The sequence below is a fragment of the Bradyrhizobium guangdongense genome (genome assembly GCF_006483445.1).
GTDB lineage: Bacteria > Pseudomonadota > Alphaproteobacteria > Rhizobiales > Xanthobacteraceae > Bradyrhizobium > Bradyrhizobium guangdongense_A.
This window is the reverse complement of record NZ_PPPT01000037.1, coordinates 1-24,030: the sequence shown is the minus strand read 5'-3', so window position 1 is coordinate 24,030 and position 24,030 is coordinate 1. Positions and strand designations below refer to the sequence as shown.

Genomic DNA, 24,030 nt, shown 5'->3' with positions numbered 1-24,030 from the left:
GAGCAGCGGCTGGCGCGGCTCGAGGCGCTGGCAAAGCTGCTCGACGTCGCTTTCATCGTGCCCGGCACCAACATCCGCTACGGCATCGACGGCCTGATCGGCCTCATCCCCGTCGTCGGCGACATCATCACGACGGCGATCTCGCTGTGGCTGGTGCGCGAGGCCCGCGCGCTGGGCGCGCCGTGGCACATCACGGCACGGATGCTCGGCAATGTCGCCGTCGACGGCGTGGTCGGCATGGTGCCGTTCGCAGGCGACGCCTTCGACGTCATGTTCCGCGCCAACATGCGCAACGTCCGCCTGCTGCGCCGCTGGTTGGACAAGCAGGGCCGCTGATTTCAGAGAGCCAAAACGCGAAAAGCGCGATAGCCGTCTGGCTACCGCGCTTCGCACCCCATCGGTGGATGGAAAATCGTTACGCCGCGTCGGCGTCGGTGTTCGCAGCCGGTTCCGGCTTGCGGCGGCGCGGCAGCGGGAAGGCTTCGCTCTCATAGAGCGAGCGGATGCCGTTCTGGTCGAAGCGCGCTTCCTCGACCTGCAGATAGGCGCCGTTCAGCGAGTCCGTCGGCAACTGCTCCATGGCGAACTGCACGGCCTCTGCCGCAGTGCCGAAGCGACGATAGGTGAAGCCGGCACGCTTCTTCTTGCGGATGGCAGCGGGGAAGAGCTCGGCGGAGGTGTTGAAGTTGAACGGACGCAGTGGACGCATGGTCAAAGACCTCGTGATCTTTCTTTGGCTTCAGGCGCGATGGGGGTGGAGGGCTGTCGCCGCGACCTGGCGGCACGCCGTCATTTTCGACCCCTAATATAGGCCGTTTTGACAGAAATGCGACCCCTGCGAACGGAGATGATGAATCCGCGCATGGCAGCCCCGCAGAGGTTATAATTATAGATATATCAATGGCTTATATGGGTTAAAGCTTGCCCAGAAGCAGCAGCACGATCAGCACCACGAGAATGACGCCGCCGATCCCCATGCCGGAATGGCCCATGCCATAGCCATAGCCCCCGAAACGGCCCGACATGCCGCCCAGGAGATAGATGATCACCAGGATGATAAGGATGGTTCCAAGCGTCATGGCATCCTCCCTGACGGCCGCCGGAATGCGCCACTCGGCCGCACCGTCAGGAGAGAAAAGCACATCTTGGCACCGGGTTCCACGCCGGAACCCCGGTTTGGCTGCCTATTTGGGCTGCAGCTTCAGCGCCGCGGAATTGATGCAGTAGCGCAGGCCCGTCGGTCCCGGTCCGTCGGGGAAGACATGGCCGAGATGGCCGCTGCATTTGGCGCACAGCACCTCGGTGCGGATCATGCCGTGGCTGATGTCGTGCTCTTCGTCGATATGGCTCTCGACCGCGGGCGCGGTGAAGCTCGGCCAGCCGCAGCCGGAGTCGAATTTGGCGTCGGATTCGAACAGCGCATTGCCGCAGCCGGCGCAGACATAGGTGCCGGCGCGGTGGTCGTGCTCATACTCGCCCGAGAACGGACGCTCGGTCGCCTTCTCCCGCAGCACGGCGTACTGCATCGGCGACAATTCGCGCCGCCACTGCTCCTCGCTTTTGATGACCTTGTCGGAAGTCGTCTTGGTGTCGGACATGGGTCTCCTATCGCGCGTTAGTTGGTGGCCTTGCTGGCGCTGACCAGCGTCGGCTTCTCAATATAGTTCTCCGCGAACAGCTTCTTCAGGTTCTCGACCTTCGGAATGTCGTTGTAGGCGATATAGGGCTGGTTCGGGTGCAGCGTCAGATAGTCCTGATGATAGGCCTCGGCGGGATAGAATGCCTCCAGCGCGCCGATCGTCGTCACGATCGGCTTCTTGTAGACCTTGGCGCCGTTGAGCTGCGCGATATAGGCATCCGCGACCTTCTTCTGCTCGTCGGAGGTCGTGAAGATCGCCGAGCGATATTGCGTGCCGACGTCCGGCCCCTGGCGGTTGAGCTGGGTCGGGTCGTGCACGACCGAGAAGAAGATCTGCAAAATCTTCCCGTAGGAAATCTTCTTCGGATCGTATTTGACCTCGACCGCTTCGGCGTGGCCGGTCCGGCCGCTCGACACGGTGTTGTAATCGGCGGTCGCCTTGGTTCCGCCGGCATAGCCGGAGACCGCGTTGACGACGCCTGCGGTGTGTTGGAACACGCCCTGCACGCCCCAGAAGCAGCCGCCCGCGAGCACCGCGGTCTGGATGCCGCTGCTGCTCCCCGCATCCACGGCCGGGACGGGGATGACGACGGCTTCTTCTGCTGCCCGGGAGGGCGTCGCGAAGGCAAGCGCCAGCGCGGCGGTGGCGGCGAGCAGGGAGGGGACATGGAAGGACGTTTTGCGCATGGCGGATCCTCTTGCGAGATTGGCGACAGTCTAGGGCGGGGCGGACCGGGCGAACAGCCCGGACGGCGGCGTTTTCCGTTGACCAAGATACGGGCGGGGCGGGCGATTGTTACGCTTTGGCGGACACGAAGGCGTGAAAAACGGCCTGATGGCGCGACGGAAGGCTTGGCGCGGCGCCCGGATCGGCCCTAATGAACCCCCGTGTTTCATCGCTGACTCAGGGATTGAGTGGCGCCGGAGCCTGATTGCAAAACATGTTGCGCGTCGTTTCCCTGACCCTTTTCGTGCTGTTGTCATATTTGCCGACTGCGTCCGCTGAGCCTCCGCCCGGCGACGATCTCACGATATGCCGTGACAGGCAGTTGGACATGCAGCTCCGCGCCCAGGCTTGTGACACCCTGCTCAATGCCGACCGTGTCACCGGCAAGGACAAGGCGGTCGCGCTCTCCGTGCGCGGCAATACCCTGATCAACAAGCGCGACCTCGATCGCGCGATCGAGGTCCTGTCCCAGGCCGTCGATCTCGATCCCGATTATGTCATCGCGCTCAACCTCCGCGGCCTCGCCCGCGAGCGCAAGGGCCTCGATGATCTCGCGATGGCCGATTACAACCTCGCGATCCAGAAGCGCCCGACCTTCGGTGTGCCCTACAACAACCGCGGCGTCATCCAGGTGCGCCACGGCGCGCTGCAGAGCGCGCTCGACGATTTCAACCTGTCGATCAAATACGCGCCGAAATTCCTGCTCGGCTACACCAATCGCGCCCGCGTGCGCACGCTGCTGAAGGACTATGACGGCGCGCTTTCGGATTTTGCCGCGGCCGAGAAGATCGATCCGAATGCGCAACAGATTTTCTCCAATCGCTGCACCACCTACGGCCTGATGGGCAGGTTCGACGCCGCGCTGGCCGACTGCAATGGCTTGATCGAGAAACTGCCAAAATACCAGTACGCGCTCACCAACCGCGGCGACGTCTATCTGCTCAAGGGCGATGTCGAGGCGGCGCTCAGGGATTACAACGCCGTCCTCCAGCTCAACCCGAACAATGTGCGCGCCTATGCCGGCCGCGGCCAGGTCTACGAGCGCAAGAAGGATCTCGCGCAGGCGCGCGCCGATTATCGGTCCGCCGCCTATGCGCTGACGCCGTTCGACGAATACGACGTTGCCCGCGCCCGCGCCAAGGCGCAGGAGCGGCTGGCCGCGCTCGCGCCGCAGGGGCCGGGGGCGTCAGCGACCGCGCGTCGCGTCGCGCTGGTGGTCGGCAATGGCGCCTATCGCAACGTCCAGGCGCTCGACAATCCGCCGCGCGACGCCAAGCTGATCGCCGGCGTGCTGCGCGACGTCGGTTTCCAGACCGTGGTGGCGACGACCGATCTCACGCGCGACAAGTTCTTCGAGACGCTGCAGACCTTTGCCAAGGAAGCGGAGAAGGCGGACTGGGCGGTGGTCTATTACGCCGGCCACGGTTTTGAGATCGGCGGCGTCAACTATCTCGTCCCGATCGACGCAAAACTCGCCGCCGACAAGGACGCCGAGAGCCAGGCGGTCGCGCTGGAGCAGGTGATCGCGGCCGTCGGCGCTGCGCGAAAACTGCGGCTCGTGATTCTGGATGCGTGCCGCGACAATCCGTTCGCGCCGACCATGCAGCGGACGCTGTCGCTGAAACTCGTCGACAAGGGCTTTTCCAACATCGAGCCCGGCGCCGGCTTCATGGTGGTCTACGCCGCCAAGCACGGCGAGACCGCGATGGATGGCGACGGCGGCGCCGACAGCCCGTTCGCCACCGCGCTCGCCCGCGAAATGAAGGAGCCGAAGGTCGAGATCCGAAAACTCTTCGACATCGTCCGTGACGACGTCTGGGCCGCCACCAAGCACGGCCAGCAGCCGTTTACGTACGGCTCCCCGCCGGGGCGGGAGGATTTTTATTTTGTGGCGGGGAAGTAGCGCAACAAATTCGGTTTCGTAGGGTGGGTTAGCAGAACGGATTGCGCGAAGCGCAACCCGTTCGGCGTAACCCACCACTTCTGTCGACACGGAAACCAAAGAGGTGGGTTACGCCCAGCGAGTTGCGCTTCGCGCAATCGCATCGCTAACCCACCCTACGATCAAACCACGATACTCAACCGTTTCGCCGCCCGCGTGATGCCCGTGTACAGCCACCGCGCTCTCGATTCCCCAAACGCAAAACTCTCGTCGAACAGCACGACGTCGTCCCATTGCGAGCCCTGGGATTTGTGCACGGTCAGCACATAGCCATAGTCGAACTCGTCATAGGGTTTGCGCTGCTCCCAGGCGATCGCCTCGATGCCGCCTTCGAAGCAATCGGCGCGCACGGAGACTTTCGTCACCTTGTGGCCGAACTCCTCGTCCGGCGACAGCCGCATCGAGAGAATGCGCGATTTCGAACGCGACGTGTTGCGCGACTTCACGCGCCACAGGCCGCCGTTGAACAGGCCCTTCTTGCGGTTGTTGCGCAGGCAGACCAGCTTGTCGCCGGCGACCGGAAAGGGGTCCTCGATGTTCTGGCGCTGGCGCATCCGCATGTTATAGGCGCGGCGCGTGTTGTTGCGGCCGACCAGCATCTGGTCGGCGCTCATGACGCGATCCGGATCGAGTTCTTTCCGCGACACCACCTCGCTCTCGCCGTAACGGCCGATGTCGAGCTCGCGGCCCTCGCGGATGTCCATCGACATCCGCACGATCGGATCGTCCTGCGCCTGGCGGTGCACCTCGGTCAGCATCGCGTCAGGCTCGGTGTTGGTGAAGAAGCCGCCGCCCTGGATCGGAGGTAGCTGCGCGGGATCGCCGAGCACCAGCAAGGGGCAATCGAACGACATCAGGTCGCGCCCCAGCTCGGCATCGACCATCGAGCATTCGTCGATCACGATCAGTTTGGCTTTCGACGCGGGTGCGTCGTCCCAGAGCTCAAAGCTCGGCTGCTCCTCGCCGGATTCGCGGGCGCGGTAGATCAGCGAGTGGATGGTGGAGGCGTTGTCGCAGCCCTTGTTGCGCATCACGAGCGCGGCCTTGCCGGTGAAGGCCGCGAACTTCACATCGCCGTCGACGCCGTCGGCGATGTGCCGCGCCAGCGTGGTCTTGCCGGTCCCGGCAAAGCCGAACAGGCGAAAGATCGGCGGCGTGCCGTTGCGGCCGGGCTTGGCCTTGAGCCAATCGGCAACGGCCTTGAGCGCGGCATCCTGATGCGGGGTGAAAGTGGCCATGTCTGTCTTGAGGAGAGGCGAAACGAGGCGATTCGCGCTTCCCCCAAAACTAACCATTCCCCCCGTCCGTTCAAGCGGGCGGGGCCTCCGGCCGGCTACTGCCAGCCGGGAACGCTGCGCATGTCGGGCAGCTTGTGAGCGATGCCCTTGTGGCAGTCGATGCAGGTCTTTTCGCCCGTGAACAGGAAGCGCTGATGTGCCACCGAGGCGCGCGGCGACTGTTTTGTGATGTCCATGGAATCGGCACTGTGGCAGTTGCGGCATTCCAGCGAATCATTGGCCTTGAAGCGGGCCCATTCATGCGCCGCCAGCTCCAGCCGGTGATCCAGAAATTTCTCCCTTGTGTCGATGGTGCCGAAAATCTTGCCCCAGACCTCCTTGGAGGCCTGCATCTTGCGCGCGATCTTGTCGGTCCAGTTGTGCGGGACGTGGCAGTCCGGGCAGGTTGCCCGCACGCCGGAACGGTTGCTGAAATGGATGGTCGATCTCAGCTCGGCGTAGACATTGTCCTTCATCTCGTGACAGCCGGTGCAGAACTTTTCGGTATTGGTCAATTCCAGCGCGGTGTTGAAGCCGCCCCAGAAGATCACGCCGGCCACGAAACCCGCGAGCACCAGCGTGCCGAGCGCGAAGACCGAGCTCGGCCGCCGCAGCACGCCCCAGAGTTCGAGCAAGAAGTCCCAGCTCCGCGCGATGAAGCCGCGCTTGGCTTCTTCTTTGGGCCCGTCCGCGGTCGTCGTCATCGCTTGCCACCGGGGCTTGCACGCGACAGCAGCGTGTCGATGTCGACAAAGTCGTTGCTGACAGGCGGGCCAACGACGTTCTGCGGCACATGGCACTCCGTGCAGAAGAAGCGCCGGGGTGAGACTGAGGCCAGGAACTGGCCGTCACGGTCCATGAAGTGGGTGATCGAGACCATCGGCGCTTGCGACTCCGCCGTGCGCGCCCGTGCGTGGCATGTGAGGCACTTGTTGCCGTTCAGGTCGATCTGATAGCCGTCGATCGAATGCGGGATCACCGGCGGCTGCTCCGGATAGTTGCGCGGCTCCTTCTCCGCGGTATTGCGCATCGGCGTCATCGGCGCAGCCGGACCTTCCTCGTTGAGCGGGCTCACGCCGCGCAGCGGGGAGTTGAGCGTCTGCGCGGTGAGCGCGCCCGTGCCCGCGGCAATCGCGAGCGCCAGCATGGCAATGCCAAATCGCTTCATCATGGCGGTCACACCTTCTCGATGCGCACGGCGCATTTCTTGAAGTCGGTTTGCAGCGAGATCGGATCGGTGGCGTCCAGTGTCACCTTGTTGATCAGCTTTGATTCGTCGAACCATGGCACGAAGACGAGGCCCTTTGGCGGCCGGTCGCGGCCGCGCGTCTCGACGCGGGCGCGGATGAAGCCGCGGCGCGAGATCACCTTCACCTCGTCGCCGCGCCGGATTTTTGCATCCTGCGCATCGTCCGGATGCATGAAGCAGACGGCTTCGGGGAAGGCCTTGTAGAGCTCGGGCACGCGGCGCGTCATGGTGCCGGAATGCCAGTGCTCCAGCACGCGGCCGGTCGAGAGCCAGAACGGATAGTCCGTGTCCGGTGCTTCAGCCGCCGGCTCGAAGGGCAGCGCGAAGATGCGCGCCTTGCCGTCGGCATGGCCGTAGAACTGCACCTCGGTGCCCTTCTTCACATAGGGGTCTGAGCCCTCGCGGAAGCGCCACTTGGTCTCCTGGCCGTTGACCACCGGCCAGCGCAGGCCGCGCTCGCGGTGATAGGTCTCGAACGGCGCGAGGTCGTGGCCATGGCCGCGTCCGAACTGGGCATATTCCTCGAACAGGCCCTTGTGGACGTAGAAGCCGAACGCCTTGGATTCCTCGTTGCCGTAGCCGGCTTCGATTTCCGAGGTCGGGAATTTGTCGACCTGGCCGTTCTTGTAGAGCACGTCGAACAGCGTCTTGCCGCGAACCTCGGGCTTTTTGGCGATCAGCTCCTCCGGCCACACCTCCTCGATCTTGAAGCGCTTCGAGAATTCCATGAGCTGCCAGAGGTCGGATTTGGCTTCGCCCGGCGCGGTGACGAGCTGGTGCCAGAACTGCGTGCGCCGCTCGGCATTGCCATAGGCGCCTTCCTTCTCGACCCACATCGCGGTCGGCAGGACGAGGTCTGCGGCCAGTGCCGTTACGGTCGGGTAGGCGTCCGACACCACGATGAAATTATCGGGGTTGCGGAAGCCCGGATAGGTCTCCTCGTTGGCGTTGGGACCGGCCTGCAGGTTGTTGTTGACCTGCACCCAATAGGCGTTGATCAGGCCGTCCTTCAGCATCCGGCTCTGCAGCACGGCATGCGCGCCGTTCTTGTCGGGAATGGTGCCTTCGGGCAACTGCCAGATCTTTTCGGTGATATCGCGGTGCGCCTTGTTGGTGACGACCATGTCGGCCGGCAGGCGATGCGAGAAGGTGCCGACCTCGCGCGCCGTGCCGCAGGCCGAGGGCTGACCGGTCAGCGAGAACGGGCTGTTGCCGGGCTCGCAGATCTTACCCGTCAGCAGATGGATGTTGTAGACGAGGTTGTTGCACCAGACGCCGCGGGTGTGCTGGTTGAACCCCATGGTCCAGAACGAGACGACCTTGGTCTTCGGATCGGCATAGAGCTCGGCCAGCGCCTCGAGCCGGTTGAGCGGCACGCCGGACATCTGGGCGGCCTTCTCCAGCGTGTAGTCCGAGACGAATTTGGCGTACTCGTCGAAGGTCATGTCGGTGGAGTCGTTGGCTTTCGCAGCACCCGTCGCCTTCTTCTGCAGCGGATGTTCGGGCCGCAGGCCATAACCAATGTCGGTCTGGCCGCGCTTGAACACGGTATGGGCTGCGACGAACTCCTTGTTGACCCGGCCGGTCTTGATGATGTGGTTCGCGATGGCGTTGAGGATGTAGAGGTCGGTCTGCGGCACGAACACCATGCCGATATCGGCGAGGTCGAACGAGCGGTGCTCGAAGGTCGAGAGCACGGCGACGCGGACATGCGGCGCGGAGAGGCGGCGGTCGGTGAGGCGCGTCCACAGGATGGGGTGCATCTCCGCCATGTTGGAGCCCCACAGCACGAAGGCGTCGGCCGCCTCGATGTCGTCATAGCAGCCCGGCGGCTCGTCGATGCCGAAGGTGCGCATCATGCCGGCGACGGCGGAGGCCATGCAGTGCCGTGCATTGGGATCGATGTTGTTGGTGCGGAAGCCGGCCTTGTAGAGCTTTGAGGCGGCATAACCTTCCCAGATCGTCCACTGGCCGGAGCCGAACATGGCGACGCCGTTCGGGCCGCGCTTCTTGATCGCGGCCTTCCATTTCTCGGCCATGATGTCGAAGGCTTCGTCCCAGGACACCGGCGTGAACTCGCCGTTCTTGTCGTACTTGCCGTTCGTCTTGCGCAGCATCGGCTGCGTCAGCCGATCATGGCCGTACATGATCTTGGACAGGAAGTAGCCCTTGACGCAGTTGAGGCCGCGATTGACCTCGGACTTGGTGTCGCCGTGGGTGGCGACGACGCGGTTGTCCTTGGTGGCGACCATCACGGAGCAGCCGGTGCCGCAGAAGCGGCAGGCGGCCTTGTCCCATTTCAGTTCGCTGGCATCGCGCTCGGCGACGAGGTTGGCGGCAAGCGCGGGCACCGGCATGCCGGCTGCGGCCGCCGCGATCGCGGCGGCCTCCAGCTTCAGCATCTGGCGGCGGTCGAGTTTGGGTGTGGTCATCAATATTCTCCCCGCGCCTCAGGCTTCGATGGCGTGAAAAACCAGCGCCGCCGAATAGACGTTGGGCAGCGACTGGATGGTGTTGAGGGTGGTGCCGAGGGAGCCCACATCGTCGGTTTCGACCACGACCACGAGCTTGCCTCTGATGTCGCGGCCGTGGATCTCGCAGCCGGCGAGCGCGGTGATGTCGGTTTCGACCTCAGTGAGGCGATCGGGGCGGGCCTGCACCAGAATGCTGGCGATCTCGCCGCCGGGCGGCGGCACGATGCGGTCGGCGGTGAGCACCCGGCCGGTGATCAGCGCACGGCGGTTGAGCTTGGCTTTGCTCAGTGAGGCCTGGGCCATATGCCTGCCTTTCTCTGCTGGATTTTCAATGCGGGGTTGGAGGCGGGCCGGGGGGACCCGCGAACATCTGGTAGATCCAGACGGCGAGCCCGTAGCTGCCGACGGTTCCGACCGCCAGCGCGGGCATCACGACCGCCGTCAGGAACAGGAAGGCAAAAATCTCCATGCGCCGCCGGCGCAAACGCCCAGTCGTGTCGTCGCCAGGGGCCGACATATTCGGTCTCTCTGAAAGTAATTTGGGAATCGGGACGGCGTCCGGGCCGTTGCCTTGATGCACCCTAGGAACCGGTGGCATCTGCGCCTTGATTTGGATCAATGCGCGCGCTTGCGGACACTTCGCCGCACAGCCGGGGTTAGGGGTGTGTTGATTGTGCAGGACGCGCGAATCGGCTTCCGCGCGGCGGAATTGCACTGCGGTAGACAGCGCCGCCTCGCTCACTAAAATGCAAGCAACAAGAATAATCGAAAGCTTGGGAGAGGCGTCATGAAGTTCGGCATCTTCTATGAGCTCCAATTGCCGCGGCCCTGGGTCGCCGGCGACGAGCTCGCCCTCTACCAGAACGCGCTCTCGCAGATGGAGCTGGCCGACAGGTTCGGCTACGATCACGCCTGGGTGGTCGAGCATCACTTCCTCGAGGAATATTCGCACTCGCCGTCACCGGAATCGTTCCTGGCCGCCGCGAGCCAGCGCACCAGGAACATCCGGCTCGGCCACGGCATCCTTCAGCTCACGACCAATCATCCGGCTCGCGTCGCCGAGCGCGTCGCGGTGCTCGATCTGCTCAGTAACGGCCGCTGCGAATTCGGCATGGGTGAGAGCGCCTCGATCACCGAGCTGACGCCATTCGGCCGCGACATGGAGACCAAGAAGGAGGTCTTTGAGGAGGCCGTGAGCGCGATCTTCCCGATGTTCAAGGACGCGGGAAGCGAGCATCACGGCAAATACTTTGACATCCCCTTGCGCAACGTCGTGCCAAAGCCGGTGCAAAAACCGCATCCGCCGCTGTGGCTGGCCTGCTCGCAACTGCCGACCATCGAGCGCGCCGGCCGCTACGGTTTTGGTGCGCTCGGCTTCCAGTTCGTCAGCGCCGATGCCGCGCATGCCTGGGTGCACGCCTATTACAACGCCATGACCAAGCGGCTGAACAAATTGGCCGACTACGAGATCAACCCCAACATGGCGCTGGTGTCGTTCTTCATGTGCGCCAAGACCGACGAGGAGGCCCGCGCCCGCGCCGACGGCGCCACCTTCTTCCAGTTCGCGCTGCGCTTCTACGGCGCCTCGCAGAACCGCCAACGTCCCGCACCCTACACCGTCAACATGTGGGACGAGTACAACAAGTGGAAGCGCGACAACCCCGAGGCACAGGAGGCCGCGCTGCGCGGCGGCCTGATCGGCTCGCCCGAGACGATCCGCAGGAAGCTGCGGCGATTCCAGAGCTCGCATATCGACCAGGTGATTTTGCTGAACCAGGCCGGCAAGAACAGCCACGAGCACATCTGTGAATCGCTCGAGCTGTTCGGCCGCGAGGTGATGCCGGAATTCCAGAACGATCCGGCGCAAGCGGCCTGGAAGCAGAGCGTGATGAGCGGCGAGATCAAGCTGGAAGAGATCGACACCGACGCCTTCACCGACCGCTACGGCAAGCTCGCGATCAACGTCGCCCCGGCGAAGGCGGCGGCGGGGTAGGGCGGGTAGCCTTCCGGCACGTGGCCGCTTCCGCACCGTCATGGCCGGGCTTGTGGCATGACGCGGAGTTTGAACTAGGCTGCGCCCATTGCCATGAGCTGCTTTAATGACGGTGGAGCCAATTTCATGAGTGATGCGACGTCACAGGTCCACTTTTTCTACAATCGTCATCCCATCTCCTGCGACATCATCCTTGCAAAGCTGCGCGCGAGCCGCGGCCATCTCGATGGCTTGCGTCCCGAAGACCTGTTTCCCCATGACCAGGATCATTATGGCGGCCTCAAAGCGACGGATGAACTGGCGCGAGGCGCGCAGATCGAGCGCGGATCGCGCGTCGCAGATTTCTGTGCCGGACTTGGCGGCACGGTGCGTTACCTCGCACATAAATATGGCGCCGACGTCACCGGCATCGAATTGACACCGGCGCGCGTTTTGGGCGCACAGGAGCTGACCCGGCGCGTCGGCCTTCACGATGCTGCGCGGATTGTCGAGGGCAATGTGATGGACGTGCCGCTTCCCGATGCGAGCGTCGACGCCGTCATCAGCCAGGAAGCATTTTGCCACGTTCCGGATGTCAAGAGAGCGGTGGCTGAGGCTTTTCGAATCTTGAGGGCAGATGGCCAATTGGCGTTCACGGACTGGATCGCCAATCAGCCGCTGTCGGCCCCCGATGCGCAATTGATGTGGGACGGCATGGCCATCCAGCCGCTGCGCTCGATCCCAGACTATTGCAGCCTGGTTGAAAGCGCTGGCTTCACGGTGATTTCCGCAACGGATCTGACGGACGAATGGGGCCCCATTCTGAAGGAGCGGCTCGCGATGTATCAGCGGCTGCGTGAAGAAGCCCGGCAGGCCGGCACCCCCATGGGGCACGATGCCTTCCACGAGTCCTACATCCGGTTTGTCGAGCTCATCCAGGAGCGCAAGATGGGCGGCGTCAGGATCGTCGCTGCGAAGTAGCACGCGCCCTGGAGAAGCTCGGTTGGCTAAGGCAAACGAAAATCCCTGGGGAGCCTGCCTTGAGCGCCGGGCGTCGATATCGACCGAGGCGCCGATCCTCTTCGTGCCGCAGTCATTCCGTCCCCCCAGGACGCATTGACAGCCGCAATGCCCAATCGCAATCTCGCCCCAGGCGTCTTTGGCGCAGCCTGCATCGACCGCGCCGGGACAATTCTCAGGGAGTTCCGACAGTGAACAGATCAATCCTGCTCGCCGGCGTCTGCGCCGCGGTGCTCGCGGTGGCCTCGCCCGTATCAGCCAAAACCCTGGTGTTCTGCTCGGAAGGCAGCCCGGAGAACTTCTATCCCGGCGTCAACACGACCGGCACGTCATTCGACGGCAATGAGCCGATCTACAACCGCATCGTCGAGTTCGAGCGCGGCGGCACGAAAGTGGTGCCGGGTCTCGCCGAGAAATGGACGATCTCGCCTGACGGCACCACCTACACCTTCAACCTGCGCAAGGGCGTGAAGTGGCACGCGGCGTCGAAATCGTTCAAGCCGACGCGGGAGTTCAATGCCGACGACGTCATGTTCTCGATCGAGCGGCAATGGAAGGACGACAATCCGTATTTCAAGGTGACGAGCCCGAACCATTCCTATTTCGGCGACATGGGGATGCCGAAATTGTTGAAGTCGGTCGAGAAGGTCGACGATTACACCATCAAGATCACGCTCAACCAGCCGGAAGCGCCTTTCCTCGCCGATCTCGCGATGCCCTATGCGGCCATCCAGTCGAAGGAATATGCGGACGCCATGCTGAAGGCGGGCACGCCCGAGAAGATCGACCAGGATCCGATCGGCACCGGCCCGTTCTATCTGGTGCAGTACCAGAAGGACGCCGTGATCCGGTACAAGGCCTTCCCCGAATTCTGGGGCGGCAAGGCCAAGATCGACGACCTTGTCTACTCGATCACCCCGGACGCATCCGTTCGCTGGGCCAAGCTGCAAAAGGGCGAATGCGACGTGATGCCCTATCCGAACCCGGCCGACATCGACGCGATCAGGAAAGACCCGAACGTCACGATTTTGGAGCAGCCTGGCCTCAACGTCGGCTATCTCGCATTCCAGACGCAGAAGAAGCCCTTCGACGACGTGCGCGTGCGCAAGGCCATCAGCATGGCGATCGACAAGAAGGCGATCATCGACGCCGTCTATCTGTCGACCGGCATCGCGGCCAAGAATCCGATCCCGCCGACCATGTGGTCGTACAACGACAGCATCAAGGACGATCCCTACGATCCGGAGCAGGCCAAGAAGCTTCTGGCCGAGGCCGGATATGCGAACGGCCTGGAAACCGATCTTTGGGCCATGCCGGTGCAGCGGCCCTACAATCCGAACGCCAAGCGCATTGCCGAACTGATGCAGGCCGACCTCGCCAAGATCGGCGTCAAGGCCGAGATCAAGTCGTTTGAATGGGGCGAATACCGCAAGCGGATGCAGACCGGCGAGCATCAGATGGGCATGCTGGGCTGGACCGGCGACAACGGCGACCCCGACAACTTCCTGCACACATTGCTGGGCTGCGCCTCGGCGCAGACGAACTCGGGCTCGAACATCGCCAAATTCTGCTACAAGCCGTTCGACGATCTGGTCGTGAAGGCCAAGTCCGTCAGCGACCAGGCCGAGCGGACCAAGCTGTACGAGCAGGCGCAGGTGATCTTCAAGGAGCAGGCGCCGTGGTTTACCATCGCGCACGCGGTGCAGTTGAAGCCCGTCACCAAGAGAGTTGTCGACTTCAAGCTGTCGCCGTTCGGACGCCACAATTTCTATGGCGTCGACGTCAAGGAATAGCAGGAGACCAGGGCGGAGTGGCCTAGCGTTGCTCCGCCCGTTTTTCTTTACCCTTTCCTTATCCGGGGGAGGGTGGCAGGGAACGGCATGCTCCGGTTCATCTTTACCCGGCTCAGTCTCGTGGTTCCGACCTTCATCGGCATCACGTTGCTTGTCTTCGTGCTGATCCGCCTCATCCCCGGCGATCCCATCGAGACGATGGCGGGCGAACGCGGCATCGATCCTGTCAGGCACGAGCAATTGCGCAAGGAGTACGGCTTCGATCAGCCGGTGCTGGTGCAATATGGCCTCTATCTGTCGCGGCTGGTGCATGGCGACCTCGGTCGCTCGATCGTCACCCATGAGCCGGTGATTTCCGAATTCGGGACCTTATTCCCGGCGACCATCGAGTTGTCGGTCTGCGCGATCCTGTTTGCGTTATGCCTGGGCTTGCCGGCCGGCATCATCGCTGCCGTCCGGCGCAACTCGATCTTCGATCATGGCGTGATGGGAATCTCGCTCACCGGATATTCGATGCCGATCTTCTGGTGGGGATTGCTGCTGATCCTGCTGTTTTCCGTGCAGCTTGGCTGGACGCCGGTGTCGGGCCGGATCGCGGTGCAATACTTCATCGAACCGGTGACCGGCTTCCTGCTGGTCGATGCACTGCTGGCCGGTGATTTCGGCGCGTTTCGTTCGGCGCTGTCGCATCTCGTGCTGCCCATGATCGTGCTCGGCACGGTGCCGCTCGCCGTCATCGCGCGCATGACGCGGTCCGCCATGCTGGAGGTCTTGGGGGAAGATTACATCCGCACCGCCCGCGCCAAGGGGTTGCCGCATTGGCGGGTGATCGCGATCCATGCCCTGCGCAACGCGCTGATCCCGGTGGTGACGGTGATCGGGCTCCAGGTCGGCGTGCTCTTCACCGGCGCGATCCTCACCGAGACCATCTTCTCCTGGCCGGGCGTCGGCAAATGGCTGATCGAGGGCATCAACCGCCGCGACTATCCGGTACTGCAGGGCGGCACGCTCCTGATCGGCGCGATCGTCATGATCGTCAATCTGCTGGTTGACGTCGCCTATGGTCTGATCAACCCCCGCATCCGGCACACGCGATGACCGCCGAAGTCCTCAACACTCCCGTCATGTCGCAGCCGGGCGCGCCACCGCATCCGCTGTCGCAGTTCTGGTCCGACTTCAAGGCCAATTTCGGCGCCGTGGCAGGCCTCGTCGTGATCGTGGTCCTGGTTCTGCTCGCGCTCTTGGCCGATATCGTCGCGCCGCATTCCCCGATCCTCACCAACAACACCGTCTTTCTCAAGCCGCCGTTCTGGCAGCAGGGCGGATCGATCGCTTATCCGCTCGGCACCGATGCGATCGGCCGCGATATTCTGTCCCGCCTCATCCATGGCGCACGGCTGTCGCTTCTGATCGGCATCGCGGTGGTGTCGTTGTCGGTGGTGACGGGGACGATCCTCGGTCTGGTCGCGGGTTTTTTCCGCGGCGTGATCGAGATCGCGATCATGCGGCTGATGGACATCACGCTGACGCTGCCGAGCCTTTTGCTCGCCATCGTGATCGTTGCGATCCTCGGGCCGGGGCTGATGAATGCGATGCTGGCGGTCGCGATCGTGCTGCTGCCGCACTATGTGCGGATTGCGCGCGCCGCTGTGATCAGCGAAGTGTCGAAGGACTACGTCACTGCGGCAAAAGTCGCAGGCGCCGGCCGGCTTCGGTTGATGTTCAAGGAGGTGTTGCCGAATTGCGCCGCGCCCCTGATCGTTCAGGCGACGCTCGGCATTTCGACCGCGATCCTGGACGCGGCCGCGCTCGGCTTTCTCGGTCTCGGTGCGCAACCGCCGCTGCCGGAATGGGGCACCATGCTGGCGGATGCGCGCGAATTCGTGCTGCGGGCCTGGTGGGTCGTCACGCTTCCGGGCCTGGCGATCCTCGTGACCGTGCTGGCCTTCAACCTCCTGGGCGACGGATTGCGCGATGCGCTCGATCCCAAGCTCAAACGATAGCGTCGAGAAGTCGATCCGATGCCGCTGCTCGAGATCAGGAATCTGTCGGTCGAGTTTCCATCCCAGAACGGGATGGTGCGCGCCGTGGATGGCGTCGATATCACCCTCGACAAAGGCGAGGTGCTGGGGATCGTCGGCGAATCCGGCTCCGGCAAGAGCGTCGGCATGCTGGCCCTGATGGGGCTGGTGCCCTATCCGGGGCGCGTCCGGGCCGACAAGCTGCTGTTCGAGGGACGGGATCTGCAGACCTTGTCCGACCGCGAGCGGCGCGCGCTCACCGGCAAGGACGTCGCGATGATCTTCCAGGAGCCGACGACATCGCTCAATCCGTCTTTCACGATCGGCTATCAGCTGACCGAGACGTTGCACGTCCATGAAGCGATGGATCGCAAGGCGGCGCGGCGCCGCGTGATCGAGCTTTTGGAGCAGGTCGGCATCCCCGCGCCGGAGAGCCGGCTGTCGGCCTATCCGCACCAGCTTTCGGGCGGCATGAACCAGCGCGTCATGATCGCGATGGCGATCGCCTGCAATCCAAAGCTCCTGATCGCGGATGAGCCCACGACGGCGCTCGATGTCACCATCCAGGCGCAGATCCTCGACCTTCTGTTGTCCCTGCAACGGGATCGCGGCATGGCGCTGATCCTCATCACGCACAATATGGGCGTGGTCTCCGATACCACCGAGCGCGTCGCCGTGATGTATGCGGGCCAGATCATGGAGCAGCGCCCGACGCAGAGTCTGTTTGCCTCGCCGCAGCATCCCTATACGGCCGCGCTGCTGGCGGCACGCCCGGAGGCCAGCGATGGCGGACGGCTCGCCACCATTCCCGGCGTCGTGCCGGGACTGCACGACCGGCCGCCGGGGTGCCTGTTCAGTCCCCGTTGCCTCTATGCGACGCCGCTGGCCGACAGGGTGCGTCCCGATCTGCGCCCCTGGATGGATGGCCTGATCCGTTGTCATTATCCGCTCGGCGATCCCTCCCGGGATGAACGCATCGCGGCCGATGGCAGCAGCGCGCCGACGCTCAAGCGCGAGACCGCGTCATGACCGCGCTCGTCACCGCCACCGATCTCAAGCGCAGCTACGAGGTCAAGCAGGGCTGGCTCCGCCCACCGGCGCAGCTGCAGGCCGTGGGCGGCGTCTCGTTCGCGCTCGAAGCCGGCAAGACGCTGGCGGTGGTCGGCGAATCCGGTTGCGGCAAGTCGACGCTCGCAAGGCTTGTGACGCTGATCGAGAAGCCGAGCGCCGGCGCGCTGATGCTCGACGGCGTCGATGCGGTCAATCCTCCGGCCGGCGCCGTGAAGACGTTGCGCCGCACCGTGCAGATCGTGTTTCAAAACCCCTATGGGTCGCTCAACCCCCGCAAGCGCGTCGGCGCCATCCTCGAAGAGCCGCTGATCATCAACACAACGCTGTCGAAGCAGGAGCGGCGGGCGCAGGCACTCGACATGATGGCGAAGGTCGGGCTGCGGCCGGAGCAATATGGCCGCTATCCGCATATGTTCTCGGGCGGCCAGCGTCAGCGCATCGCCATCGCGCGCGCCTTGATGTTGCGGCCAAAACTGCTGGTTGCCGATGAGCCGGTGTCGGCGCTCGACATGTCGGTGCAGGCGCAGGTTCTCAACCTCCTGGTCGATCTGCAGCGCGAGCTGGGGCTGGCTTATCTCTTCATCTCGCACGATCTCGGCGTGGTCCGTCACATCGCAGATGACGTGATGATCATGTATCTGGGGATCGCAGTGGAGCATGGGCCGAAAGAGCGCATCTTTGCGCGGCCGTTGCATCCCTATACCCAGGCCTTGCTGGGGGCGACGCCGGGCCTCGGCCGCAATCGCCAGCGGATCGTTCCGAAGGGCGAGCTGCCGTCGCCGCTCGATCCGCCAAAGGGCTGCGTGTTCTCGACCCGCTGCCCCTATGTGACGGATCTCTGCCGCACGCAGCGTCCGCTCCTGCGCCCGCTCGACGGCCGCCTCGTCGCCTGCCACTACGCCGAACGTTTTTTGGAAACGCAGGCGGCTTAGTGTGGCTTTAATGCCCCTGTCCCTAACGCTTGGGACAGACGGCGGCTGCGGAGTCCGCTAATCTCGCCCCAAAGGAAACGAAAATACCCAGGGAGCCCGCCTTGAGTACCGCGCCGCGCATCGACATCGACCCGGCCTCGTTCTGGAGCGATCCCTATCCGATGCTGGCAAAAATGCGGAAGGAGGCGCCGATCGCCTTCGTGCCGCAGCTCGGCTCGACGCTGCTGACCAGCCGCGACGACATCTCGATCTCCGAGAAGCAGATCGACGTGTTCTCCTCGCACCAGCCCGAGGGCCTCATGAACAAGCTCATGGGCCACAACATGATGCGCAAGGATGGCGAGGCGCACCAGGTCGAGCGGCGCGCGTTCTTTCCGGCGGTGTCGCCGAAGACGGTGAAGGCGCATTGGACCGCGCAGTTTCAGGCCCATGCCGACCGCATCCTGGATGCGATCGCGCCGGGAAGCCGTATCGACTTCATGCGCGACTTTGCGCTGCCGTTTTCCGGCGAATGCCTGAAGTCGATCACCGGCCTCACCAATATCGGCTTTGGCGACATGGATACGTGGTCGCAGGGCATGATCAACGGCATTGCCAATTACACCGGCGATCCCGAGGTCGAAGCGCGCTGCCATGCGGCGACCGCGGGCATCGACGCCGCGATCGACGACATTTTGCCGGTGATGCGCAAGAAGCCCGACCAGAGCCTGCTTGGCGTTCTCCTTGCCTCCGGCATGCCGATGGAGAGCGTGCGTGCGAATGTGAAACTTGCGATCTCCGGCGGCCAGAACGAGCCGCGCAAGGCGATCGCCGGCACGGTGTGGGCGCTGTTGACCCATCCCGAGCAGCTTGCCCTCGTGCGCAGCGGCGAGGTGTCCTGGCTGCAGGCGTTCGAGGAATATGCCCGCTGGATCTCGCCGATCGGCATGTCGCCGCGGCGCATCGCAAAACCCTGGACCATCCGCGACGTCGCCTTCGAGGCCAATGAGCGCGTGTTCCTGATGTTCGGTTCCGCCAACCGCGACGAGAAGCATTTCGAGCGCGCCGACCAGTTCGACGTACGCCGCGACGTCACAAAAAGCGTCGCTTTCGGCGCCGGCCCGCACTTTTGTGCAGGCGCTGCGGCCTCGCGCGCGATGATCGCCGACGTCGCGCTGCCGACGGTGTTTGCGAGGGCAACGCGTCTGGAGCTTGCCGAGGACGAGCCGGTGCGGATCGGCGGCTGGGCCTTCCGCGGCCTGCAGAATCTGCCGGTCAAGTGGCTGCAATAGCTGCATCGGGCCATGCCCGACGGGTCAAGCAAAGTTCGGAAAAATGGCATTTGGTCACGCGGCCGTGATCTACTGTGCATGGGGTTGTTTTCGGCGCAATTGTCGGCCGGTCGTCCGGACTGGCGTTTTTGCGCCCATCGCTCTAGAAGCGCTCGGAGAGCTTCCCCGCCGGGAAGCCGTGGAGCCGGACGATGAAGCGTGTCGCGACCTGGGCCTTCTACGCCATCGGCGCGCTGGCGATCGCCTATCTGGCGGCCTACGCCTATACGCTATTCACCGGCAACCCGATCGTGCCCGGCGACCCCATCCATATCTTCCGCAAGCCGGATGCACCGAGCTATTCGTGAGACATGCTCCGCTTTTGTAGGGTGGGTTAGCGGCGCGGCTGCGCGAAGCGCAGTCGGCTGAGCGTAACCCACCACTTCTATCGATGCGGAAACCCAAAGCGGTGGGTTACGCCAGCGGACCGCGCTTCGCGCGGCCGCATGCTAACCCACCCTACGAAGCTACGAAGTTTAGCTCCTCAAAATCGCCAGCGCCAGCGCCTGCGCGCGAGGCACGATGCTGTCGATCTCCATGTATTCTTCCGGCGTGTGCGCGAGGCCGCCGACCGGACCGACGCCGCAGATGGTGGGCGTGCCGACCGCGGCGGTGAAGCCGGAATCGGCGCAGCCGCCCGAGAACTCGCCTTGCAGCGTCGTCAGCCCGACCCGGTGCGCGGCGCCCTGATAGGTCTCGAACAGCGCCTTCGACGCCGCGCTCTGGACCGCGGGCACGAACTCACCCTTGATGGTCAGCGTCGCCGATGTGCCCGGAACGTAGGATGTCGCGACGATCTTCTCGATCGCCGCCATGATCGTCTCGCGCTGGGACGGCTCGACATAGCGGAAGTCGATCTGGCCCTCGGCCAGCGGCGCCGTGGTGTTGACGGACTGGCCGCCCGAGATGAGCCCGACGTTGAGGGTGATGCCCTGCTCGATATCGGTCAGTGCGTGGATCTGGACGATCTTGTGCGCGAGCTCGCCGATGGCGCTGATGCCTGCGGCAAAGTTGGCGCCGGAATGCGCGGCCTTGCCGGTCACCGTGCAATGCATGAAGACGCCGCCCTTGCGACCCGTCACCACGTTGCCGGTCGGTCGCCCCGGCTCGGAATTGAACACGCAGCGCGCAGCGCGTCCCTCGCGCTCGATCACCGGGCGCGACGAGGGCGAGGCGATCTCCTCATCCGAGGTGATCAGCACCTTGATTGGATGCGGGCTGCCGCCGAAGCGCTTGAAGGCAGCGGCGACGAACACATTCATGACCAGGCCCGACTTCATGTCGGAGACCCCGGGCCCATAGGCGCGGCCGTCCCTGATGGTGAACGGCCGCCGCTCGGCCTCGCCCTTGGAGAACACCGTGTCGCGATGGCCCATGAGCAGGATCGGCTCTTCATTGCTGCCGGGCTTTGCCACGACAGCGTGGATCGCATCGCCAAAGCTGTCATGGCCCTCGCGCCAGGTTGAAATGTCGTGCTCGGCAAAATGCTTCTCGAAGCGCGCCCCGACCGCGTCCACACCGGCCTTGTCATACGATCCGGAATCGATGTTCACGACGTCGCGCAGCAGGTCGATCATCGCCTGCTTCTGCGACGCCAGCCATTCCGTGATTTGGGTCTCGAGCATCATCACCTCAATTGTCTGTATTGCTGTCCTTATAAGCCCGCTCCTGGCTCGGACCTAGTCGAGGAATGCAGCTCTGCTATAGTCAACGGAGCTGCCAACAGGACGTGCCGAAGTCCGCAAGCCCGGAATTGCAACGGCAGCCCGCATGCCGTCGGCAGGCCATGCCTTGCTCTCGACGAGAGCGTCTTTTTCAAAATCTGATTGCTGTAACCTGAACGGAGAGAACCATGCCGTTGTTCATCTCGTACGTCTCCTATTCAAATGCCGGCATCAAGGGAATGGTCGACAAGCCGGCCGATCGCACGGCGGTCATCGGCGCGATGGTCGAGAAGGCCGGCGGAAGGCTGCAGGGCGCCTTCATGACCACGGGCCAGCACGATGCGCTCATCGTCACCGAGCTTCCTGACGGCGCCGATGCGGTCGCCATCGGAATGGCCGCCGCTGCAAGCGGCGCCATTGCCAAGATCGAGACCGTGCGCGCCTGGAAGATGAGTGATTTCCCGACCATCGCGGAAAAGGCCGCCAAGCTCGCAGCCTCCTATGTCCCGCCGGGCAAGTAGGCCGTTCGGACGGAGCAAATGATCAAGCAAAATGGCCCGGAGCGTTTGCTCCGGGCCATTTCGTTGAGCGGTGTCGTCAACGTCTCATCAGCAGTACGGTCGCCTTCATCCCATCGCGGGCATGCGAGGGTACTCACCGGGGACGCCGGCGGGCGGGATCGGAATGCCGCCGTCGGCGTATTCATTGAGCTTGTTGCGCAGGGTGCGGATCGAGATGCCGAGGATGTTGGCGGCATGCGTCCGGTTGCCCAGGCAATGCTTCAGCGTCTCCAGGATCAGGTCGCGCTCGACGTCGGCGACGGTGCGGCCGACGAGCGCCCGCGTCACCTGCTCGGCGGCGAAGGTCGCGTGCGCCACGGCGGGTGCGGTCTTGGCGAGGTCGAGGCGGTCGCCGTCAGGCGTGATGATGGCGTCGGGTCCGATCTCGTCGCCCTGCGCCATCAGCACTGCGCGGTGCATGGTGTTCTCGAGCTCGCGGACGTTGCCCTGCCAGCGGTTGGCGGTGAGCACCTGTCGAGCGTCGGCCGAGATCGGGCGCAGCGGCACGCCGTTGGCGTCGGCGTATTTCTTCACGAAGTGCTGGGCGAGCTCCAAAATGTCGGCGGGGCGGTCGCGCAGCGGCGGGATCTTGAGGTTCACGACGTTGAGGCGGAACAGCAGATCCTCGCGGAACGTGCCTTCGCGCACGGCGTCTGCGAGGTTGCGGTTCGAGGTCGCGATAATGCGGATGTCGACCGGCACCGGCTTGGTGCCGCCGACGCGGTCGATGACGCGCTCCTGGATGGCGCGCAACAGCTTCGATTGCAGGCGGACATCCATCTCGGAGATTTCGTCGAGCAGCAGCGTGCCGCCGGTCGCTTCCTCGAACTTGCCGATGCGACGGGCGACCGCGCCGGTGAAGGCGCCCTTCTCATGGCCGAACAGCTCGGACTCCAGGAGATGCTCGGGGATCGCGGCGCAGTTGATGGAGATGAAGGGGCGTTTTGCGCGGGCCGAGCGGGTGTGGACGTAGCGCGCCAGCACCTCCTTGCCGGTGCCGGATTCGCCGGTGATCATGACAGAGGCGTCGGAGCCTGCGATCTGCTGTGCGAGCTTGATGACCTTCGCCATCGCCTCGTCGCGATAGACCAACTCGCGGGAATCGTTGGCGACCGCGGCGAGCACGGCGGCGATCAGCTCGGGGTCCGGCGGCAGCGGGATGTATTCCTTGGCGCCGGCATGGATGGCGGCGACCGCGGCGCGGGCGTCGTTGGTGATGCCGCAGGCGACGATCGGGGCGTGGATGTGCTCGGCTTCCAGCCGCATCACGAGATCGCGGATATCAAGCGCAACGTCGACCAGCAGCAGGTCGGCGCCCTTGCCGCCGCGCAGCACCCGCAATGCCTGCTCGGTGTCCTCGGCGTGGGTCACGGTGGCGCCGTTCTCCATCGCGATCTTGGTGGCGGTGGTGAGCTGGCCCTTCAATGTGCCAACGATGAGAAGCCGCATTTGAGTCTCCTGTCCGTCTGTTCGCGCTGCCGCGCCTTACTTCTGCGCTAGCCGCGTTCCGTCTTGATGATTTCCGTCATGGTCACGCCGAGCTTGTCCTCGACCAGAACCACCTCGCCGCGGGCGACGAGACGGTTGTTGACGTAGATGTCGATGGCTTCGCCGACGCGCCGGTCGAGCTCGAGCACGGTGCCGGGCCCGAGCTTCAACAGCTCGCCGACATCCATCTTGGACCGGCCGAGCACCGCCGAAACCTGCACCGGCACGTCGAAGACGGCCTCGAGGTCTGCGGCTACGCGTGCCGCATATTCGTCCTCGTTGTAGCCGATGTCGCCGGGGTTGGTCGGCGGCGCCGGGCCGTTGAGATCGGGAAGCGGGACCTGCCCGTCAGTGTCGCTCATGTCTTATCCCTCACATCCTCTGCGCCGCGCCGTCGCCGGAGGCCGCGATGTAGCGGCCGACCAGCTCGCCGATCTTGGCCTCGATCGCACCGCGTTCCAGCACGACGCCGCCGTCGGCCCATTCGATCCGGCAGTCGCCGGTCGCGATCTCCGGTTCGGCCAGGATCACCAGCCGCCCCTCGAAACCACTCTGCTTGGCAAGCCGCTCGATGGTCTCGCGCGCGCTGTCGTAGAGCACGTCGTTGATGCGCACGACCAGATGCGGCGTCGCGACGAGGTGCGAGAAGCAGTCCTTGACCAGCGCGACGATCTCGGCGAGCGGCTCGCGGGCAACCAACTCGCTGCAAAGCTTCCGCGCCACGGCGATCGCGACGTCGACCGCTTCGGTCTCCATCCTCATCTCGACGCTGGCAAAGCGCGATGCGATGCCCTGCACCGAAATCCTGATTTCTTCCATCGCGAGCGCGACGCGGCGGTCGCTTTCGGCCTTGGCCTCGCGCTGGCCGGTTTCGACGCCGGCCAGCGCGAG

General features: G+C 64.1%; 26 protein-coding genes. 12 read left to right on the top strand and 14 right to left on the bottom strand.

The genetic code is table 11. The annotated features are described in order from the left end of the window. The coding region (locus C2U70_RS06055) for a DUF4112 domain-containing protein (RefSeq protein WP_140977020.1) at window positions 1–336 on the top strand (336 nt) is incomplete at its 5' end. 79 nt (window positions 337–415) lie between these two features. Here C2U70_RS06055 and C2U70_RS06050 read toward each other — a convergent pair. The 4 genes from C2U70_RS06050 to msrA all read right to left on the bottom strand — a co-directional run bounded on the left by C2U70_RS06050 (window position 416) and on the right by msrA (window position 2,326). After that, the gene (locus tag C2U70_RS06050; RefSeq protein ID WP_140977018.1) at window positions 416–709 is read right to left on the bottom strand and encodes a hypothetical protein; all 294 of its coding nucleotides are present in this window, start codon (window positions 707–709) and stop codon (window positions 416–418) included. A 205-nt stretch (window positions 710–914) separates the two neighbouring features. After that, the gene (locus C2U70_RS06045; RefSeq protein WP_186294088.1) at window positions 915–1,079 is read right to left on the bottom strand and encodes a DUF3309 family protein; all 165 of its coding nucleotides are present in this window, start codon (window positions 1,077–1,079) and stop codon (window positions 915–917) included. A 105-nt stretch (window positions 1,080–1,184) separates the two neighbouring features. Then, on the bottom strand, window positions 1,185–1,598 hold the full coding sequence (gene msrB, locus C2U70_RS06040; protein WP_140977014.1) for a peptide-methionine (R)-S-oxide reductase MsrB: 414 nt from the start codon (window positions 1,596–1,598) through the stop codon (window positions 1,185–1,187). A 17-nt stretch (window positions 1,599–1,615) separates the two neighbouring features. Next, entirely contained in the window at window positions 1,616–2,326 is a 711-nt protein-coding gene (gene msrA, locus C2U70_RS06035) for a peptide-methionine (S)-S-oxide reductase MsrA (protein WP_140977013.1), read from the bottom strand. 254 nt (window positions 2,327–2,580) lie between these two features. On the opposite strand from msrA, the gene C2U70_RS06030 reads away from it, so the two are divergent. After that, window positions 2,581–4,269 (top strand): caspase family protein, encoded by a 1,689-nt coding sequence (locus C2U70_RS06030; protein WP_140977011.1) that lies wholly within the window; start codon window positions 2,581–2,583, stop codon window positions 4,267–4,269. 161 nt (window positions 4,270–4,430) lie between these two features. Here the strand turns inward: C2U70_RS06030 and C2U70_RS06025 are convergent, their stop codons facing one another. The 6 genes from C2U70_RS06025 to napE form a co-directional block, all read right to left on the bottom strand. Further along, complete coding sequence (locus C2U70_RS06025; RefSeq protein ID WP_140977009.1) at window positions 4,431–5,546, bottom strand: ATP-dependent DNA helicase; 1,116 nt, start codon at window positions 5,544–5,546, stop codon at window positions 4,431–4,433. A gap of 95 nt (window positions 5,547–5,641) precedes the next feature. Then, the gene (locus C2U70_RS06020; protein WP_140977008.1) at window positions 5,642–6,289 is read right to left on the bottom strand and encodes a NapC/NirT family cytochrome c; all 648 of its coding nucleotides are present in this window, start codon (window positions 6,287–6,289) and stop codon (window positions 5,642–5,644) included. Beyond that, complete coding sequence (locus C2U70_RS06015; protein WP_186294087.1) at window positions 6,286–6,756, bottom strand: nitrate reductase cytochrome c-type subunit; 471 nt, start codon at window positions 6,754–6,756, stop codon at window positions 6,286–6,288. Before C2U70_RS06015 ends, C2U70_RS06020 begins: the two co-directional genes overlap by 4 nt. A gap of 5 nt (window positions 6,757–6,761) precedes the next feature. After that, window positions 6,762–9,266 (bottom strand): nitrate reductase catalytic subunit NapA, encoded by a 2,505-nt coding sequence (napA, locus tag C2U70_RS06010; RefSeq protein WP_140977004.1) that lies wholly within the window; start codon window positions 9,264–9,266, stop codon window positions 6,762–6,764. 18 nt (window positions 9,267–9,284) lie between these two features. Beyond that, window positions 9,285–9,611 carry a chaperone NapD gene (locus tag C2U70_RS06005; protein WP_140977002.1) on the bottom strand — a complete coding sequence of 109 codons (327 nt, stop codon included), beginning with the start codon at window positions 9,609–9,611 and terminating at the stop codon, window positions 9,285–9,287. Window positions 9,612–9,636: 25 nt separating this feature from the next. Beyond that, the gene (napE, locus tag C2U70_RS06000; RefSeq protein WP_140977001.1) at window positions 9,637–9,825 is read right to left on the bottom strand and encodes a periplasmic nitrate reductase, NapE protein; all 189 of its coding nucleotides are present in this window, start codon (window positions 9,823–9,825) and stop codon (window positions 9,637–9,639) included. 270 nt (window positions 9,826–10,095) lie between these two features. On the opposite strand from napE, the gene C2U70_RS05995 reads away from it, so the two are divergent. The 9 genes from C2U70_RS05995 (at window position 10,096) to C2U70_RS32850 (ending at window position 19,735) form a co-directional block, all read left to right on the top strand. Continuing rightward, window positions 10,096–11,301, top strand: coding sequence for an LLM class flavin-dependent oxidoreductase (locus C2U70_RS05995; protein WP_140976999.1), 1,206 nt, complete (start codon window positions 10,096–10,098; stop codon window positions 11,299–11,301). Between the two features lie 126 nt (window positions 11,302–11,427). Continuing rightward, a complete protein-coding gene (locus tag C2U70_RS05990) occupies window positions 11,428–12,261 on the top strand; it encodes a class I SAM-dependent methyltransferase (RefSeq protein WP_186294086.1) in 834 nt (277 codons plus the stop codon). Window positions 12,262–12,491: 230 nt separating this feature from the next. Beyond that, complete coding sequence (locus C2U70_RS05985) at window positions 12,492–14,093, top strand: ABC transporter substrate-binding protein (RefSeq protein WP_140976995.1); 1,602 nt, start codon at window positions 12,492–12,494, stop codon at window positions 14,091–14,093. A gap of 87 nt (window positions 14,094–14,180) precedes the next feature. Beyond that, a complete protein-coding gene (locus tag C2U70_RS05980; RefSeq protein WP_140976993.1) occupies window positions 14,181–15,191 on the top strand; it encodes an ABC transporter permease subunit in 1,011 nt (336 codons plus the stop codon). Further along, a complete protein-coding gene (locus C2U70_RS05975; protein WP_140976991.1) occupies window positions 15,188–16,096 on the top strand; it encodes an ABC transporter permease subunit in 909 nt (302 codons plus the stop codon). The genes C2U70_RS05980 and C2U70_RS05975 overlap by 4 nt, the downstream gene beginning before the upstream one ends. A gap of 18 nt (window positions 16,097–16,114) precedes the next feature. Continuing rightward, window positions 16,115–17,143 carry an ABC transporter ATP-binding protein gene (locus C2U70_RS05970; protein WP_140976989.1) on the top strand — a complete coding sequence of 343 codons (1,029 nt, stop codon included), beginning with the start codon at window positions 16,115–16,117 and terminating at the stop codon, window positions 17,141–17,143. Further along, entirely contained in the window at window positions 17,140–18,117 is a 978-nt protein-coding gene (locus C2U70_RS05965; protein WP_140976987.1) for a peptide ABC transporter ATP-binding protein, read from the top strand. The genes C2U70_RS05970 and C2U70_RS05965 overlap by 4 nt, the downstream gene beginning before the upstream one ends. 101 nt (window positions 18,118–18,218) lie before the next feature. Further along, on the top strand, window positions 18,219–19,388 hold the full coding sequence (locus tag C2U70_RS05960; RefSeq protein WP_140976986.1) for a cytochrome P450: 1,170 nt from the start codon (window positions 18,219–18,221) through the stop codon (window positions 19,386–19,388). Between the two features lie 191 nt (window positions 19,389–19,579). Next, the gene (locus tag C2U70_RS32850) at window positions 19,580–19,735 is read left to right on the top strand and encodes a hypothetical protein (protein ID WP_186294085.1); all 156 of its coding nucleotides are present in this window, start codon (window positions 19,580–19,582) and stop codon (window positions 19,733–19,735) included. 168 nt (window positions 19,736–19,903) lie between these two features. On the opposite strand, the gene C2U70_RS05955 is transcribed toward C2U70_RS32850, so the two are convergent. Then, a complete protein-coding gene (locus C2U70_RS05955) occupies window positions 19,904–21,052 on the bottom strand; it encodes a M20 family metallopeptidase (protein WP_140976985.1) in 1,149 nt (382 codons plus the stop codon). Between the two features lie 227 nt (window positions 21,053–21,279). On the opposite strand from C2U70_RS05955, the gene C2U70_RS05950 reads away from it, so the two are divergent. After that, window positions 21,280–21,612 (top strand): GYD domain-containing protein, encoded by a 333-nt coding sequence (locus C2U70_RS05950; RefSeq protein ID WP_140976984.1) that lies wholly within the window; start codon window positions 21,280–21,282, stop codon window positions 21,610–21,612. A 105-nt stretch (window positions 21,613–21,717) separates the two neighbouring features. Here the strand turns inward: C2U70_RS05950 and flbD are convergent, their stop codons facing one another. From flbD to C2U70_RS05935, 3 genes are all read right to left on the bottom strand, one after another. Next, on the bottom strand, window positions 21,718–23,100 hold the full coding sequence (gene flbD, locus C2U70_RS05945; RefSeq protein ID WP_140976983.1) for a sigma-54-dependent transcriptional regulator FlbD: 1,383 nt from the start codon (window positions 23,098–23,100) through the stop codon (window positions 21,718–21,720). 47 nt (window positions 23,101–23,147) lie between these two features. Then, a complete protein-coding gene (gene fliN / locus C2U70_RS05940) occupies window positions 23,148–23,501 on the bottom strand; it encodes a flagellar motor switch protein FliN (protein WP_140976982.1) in 354 nt (117 codons plus the stop codon). A 10-nt stretch (window positions 23,502–23,511) separates the two neighbouring features. Continuing rightward, the coding region (locus C2U70_RS05935) for a FliH/SctL family protein (protein ID WP_140976981.1) at window positions 23,512–24,030 on the bottom strand (519 nt) is incomplete at its 5' end.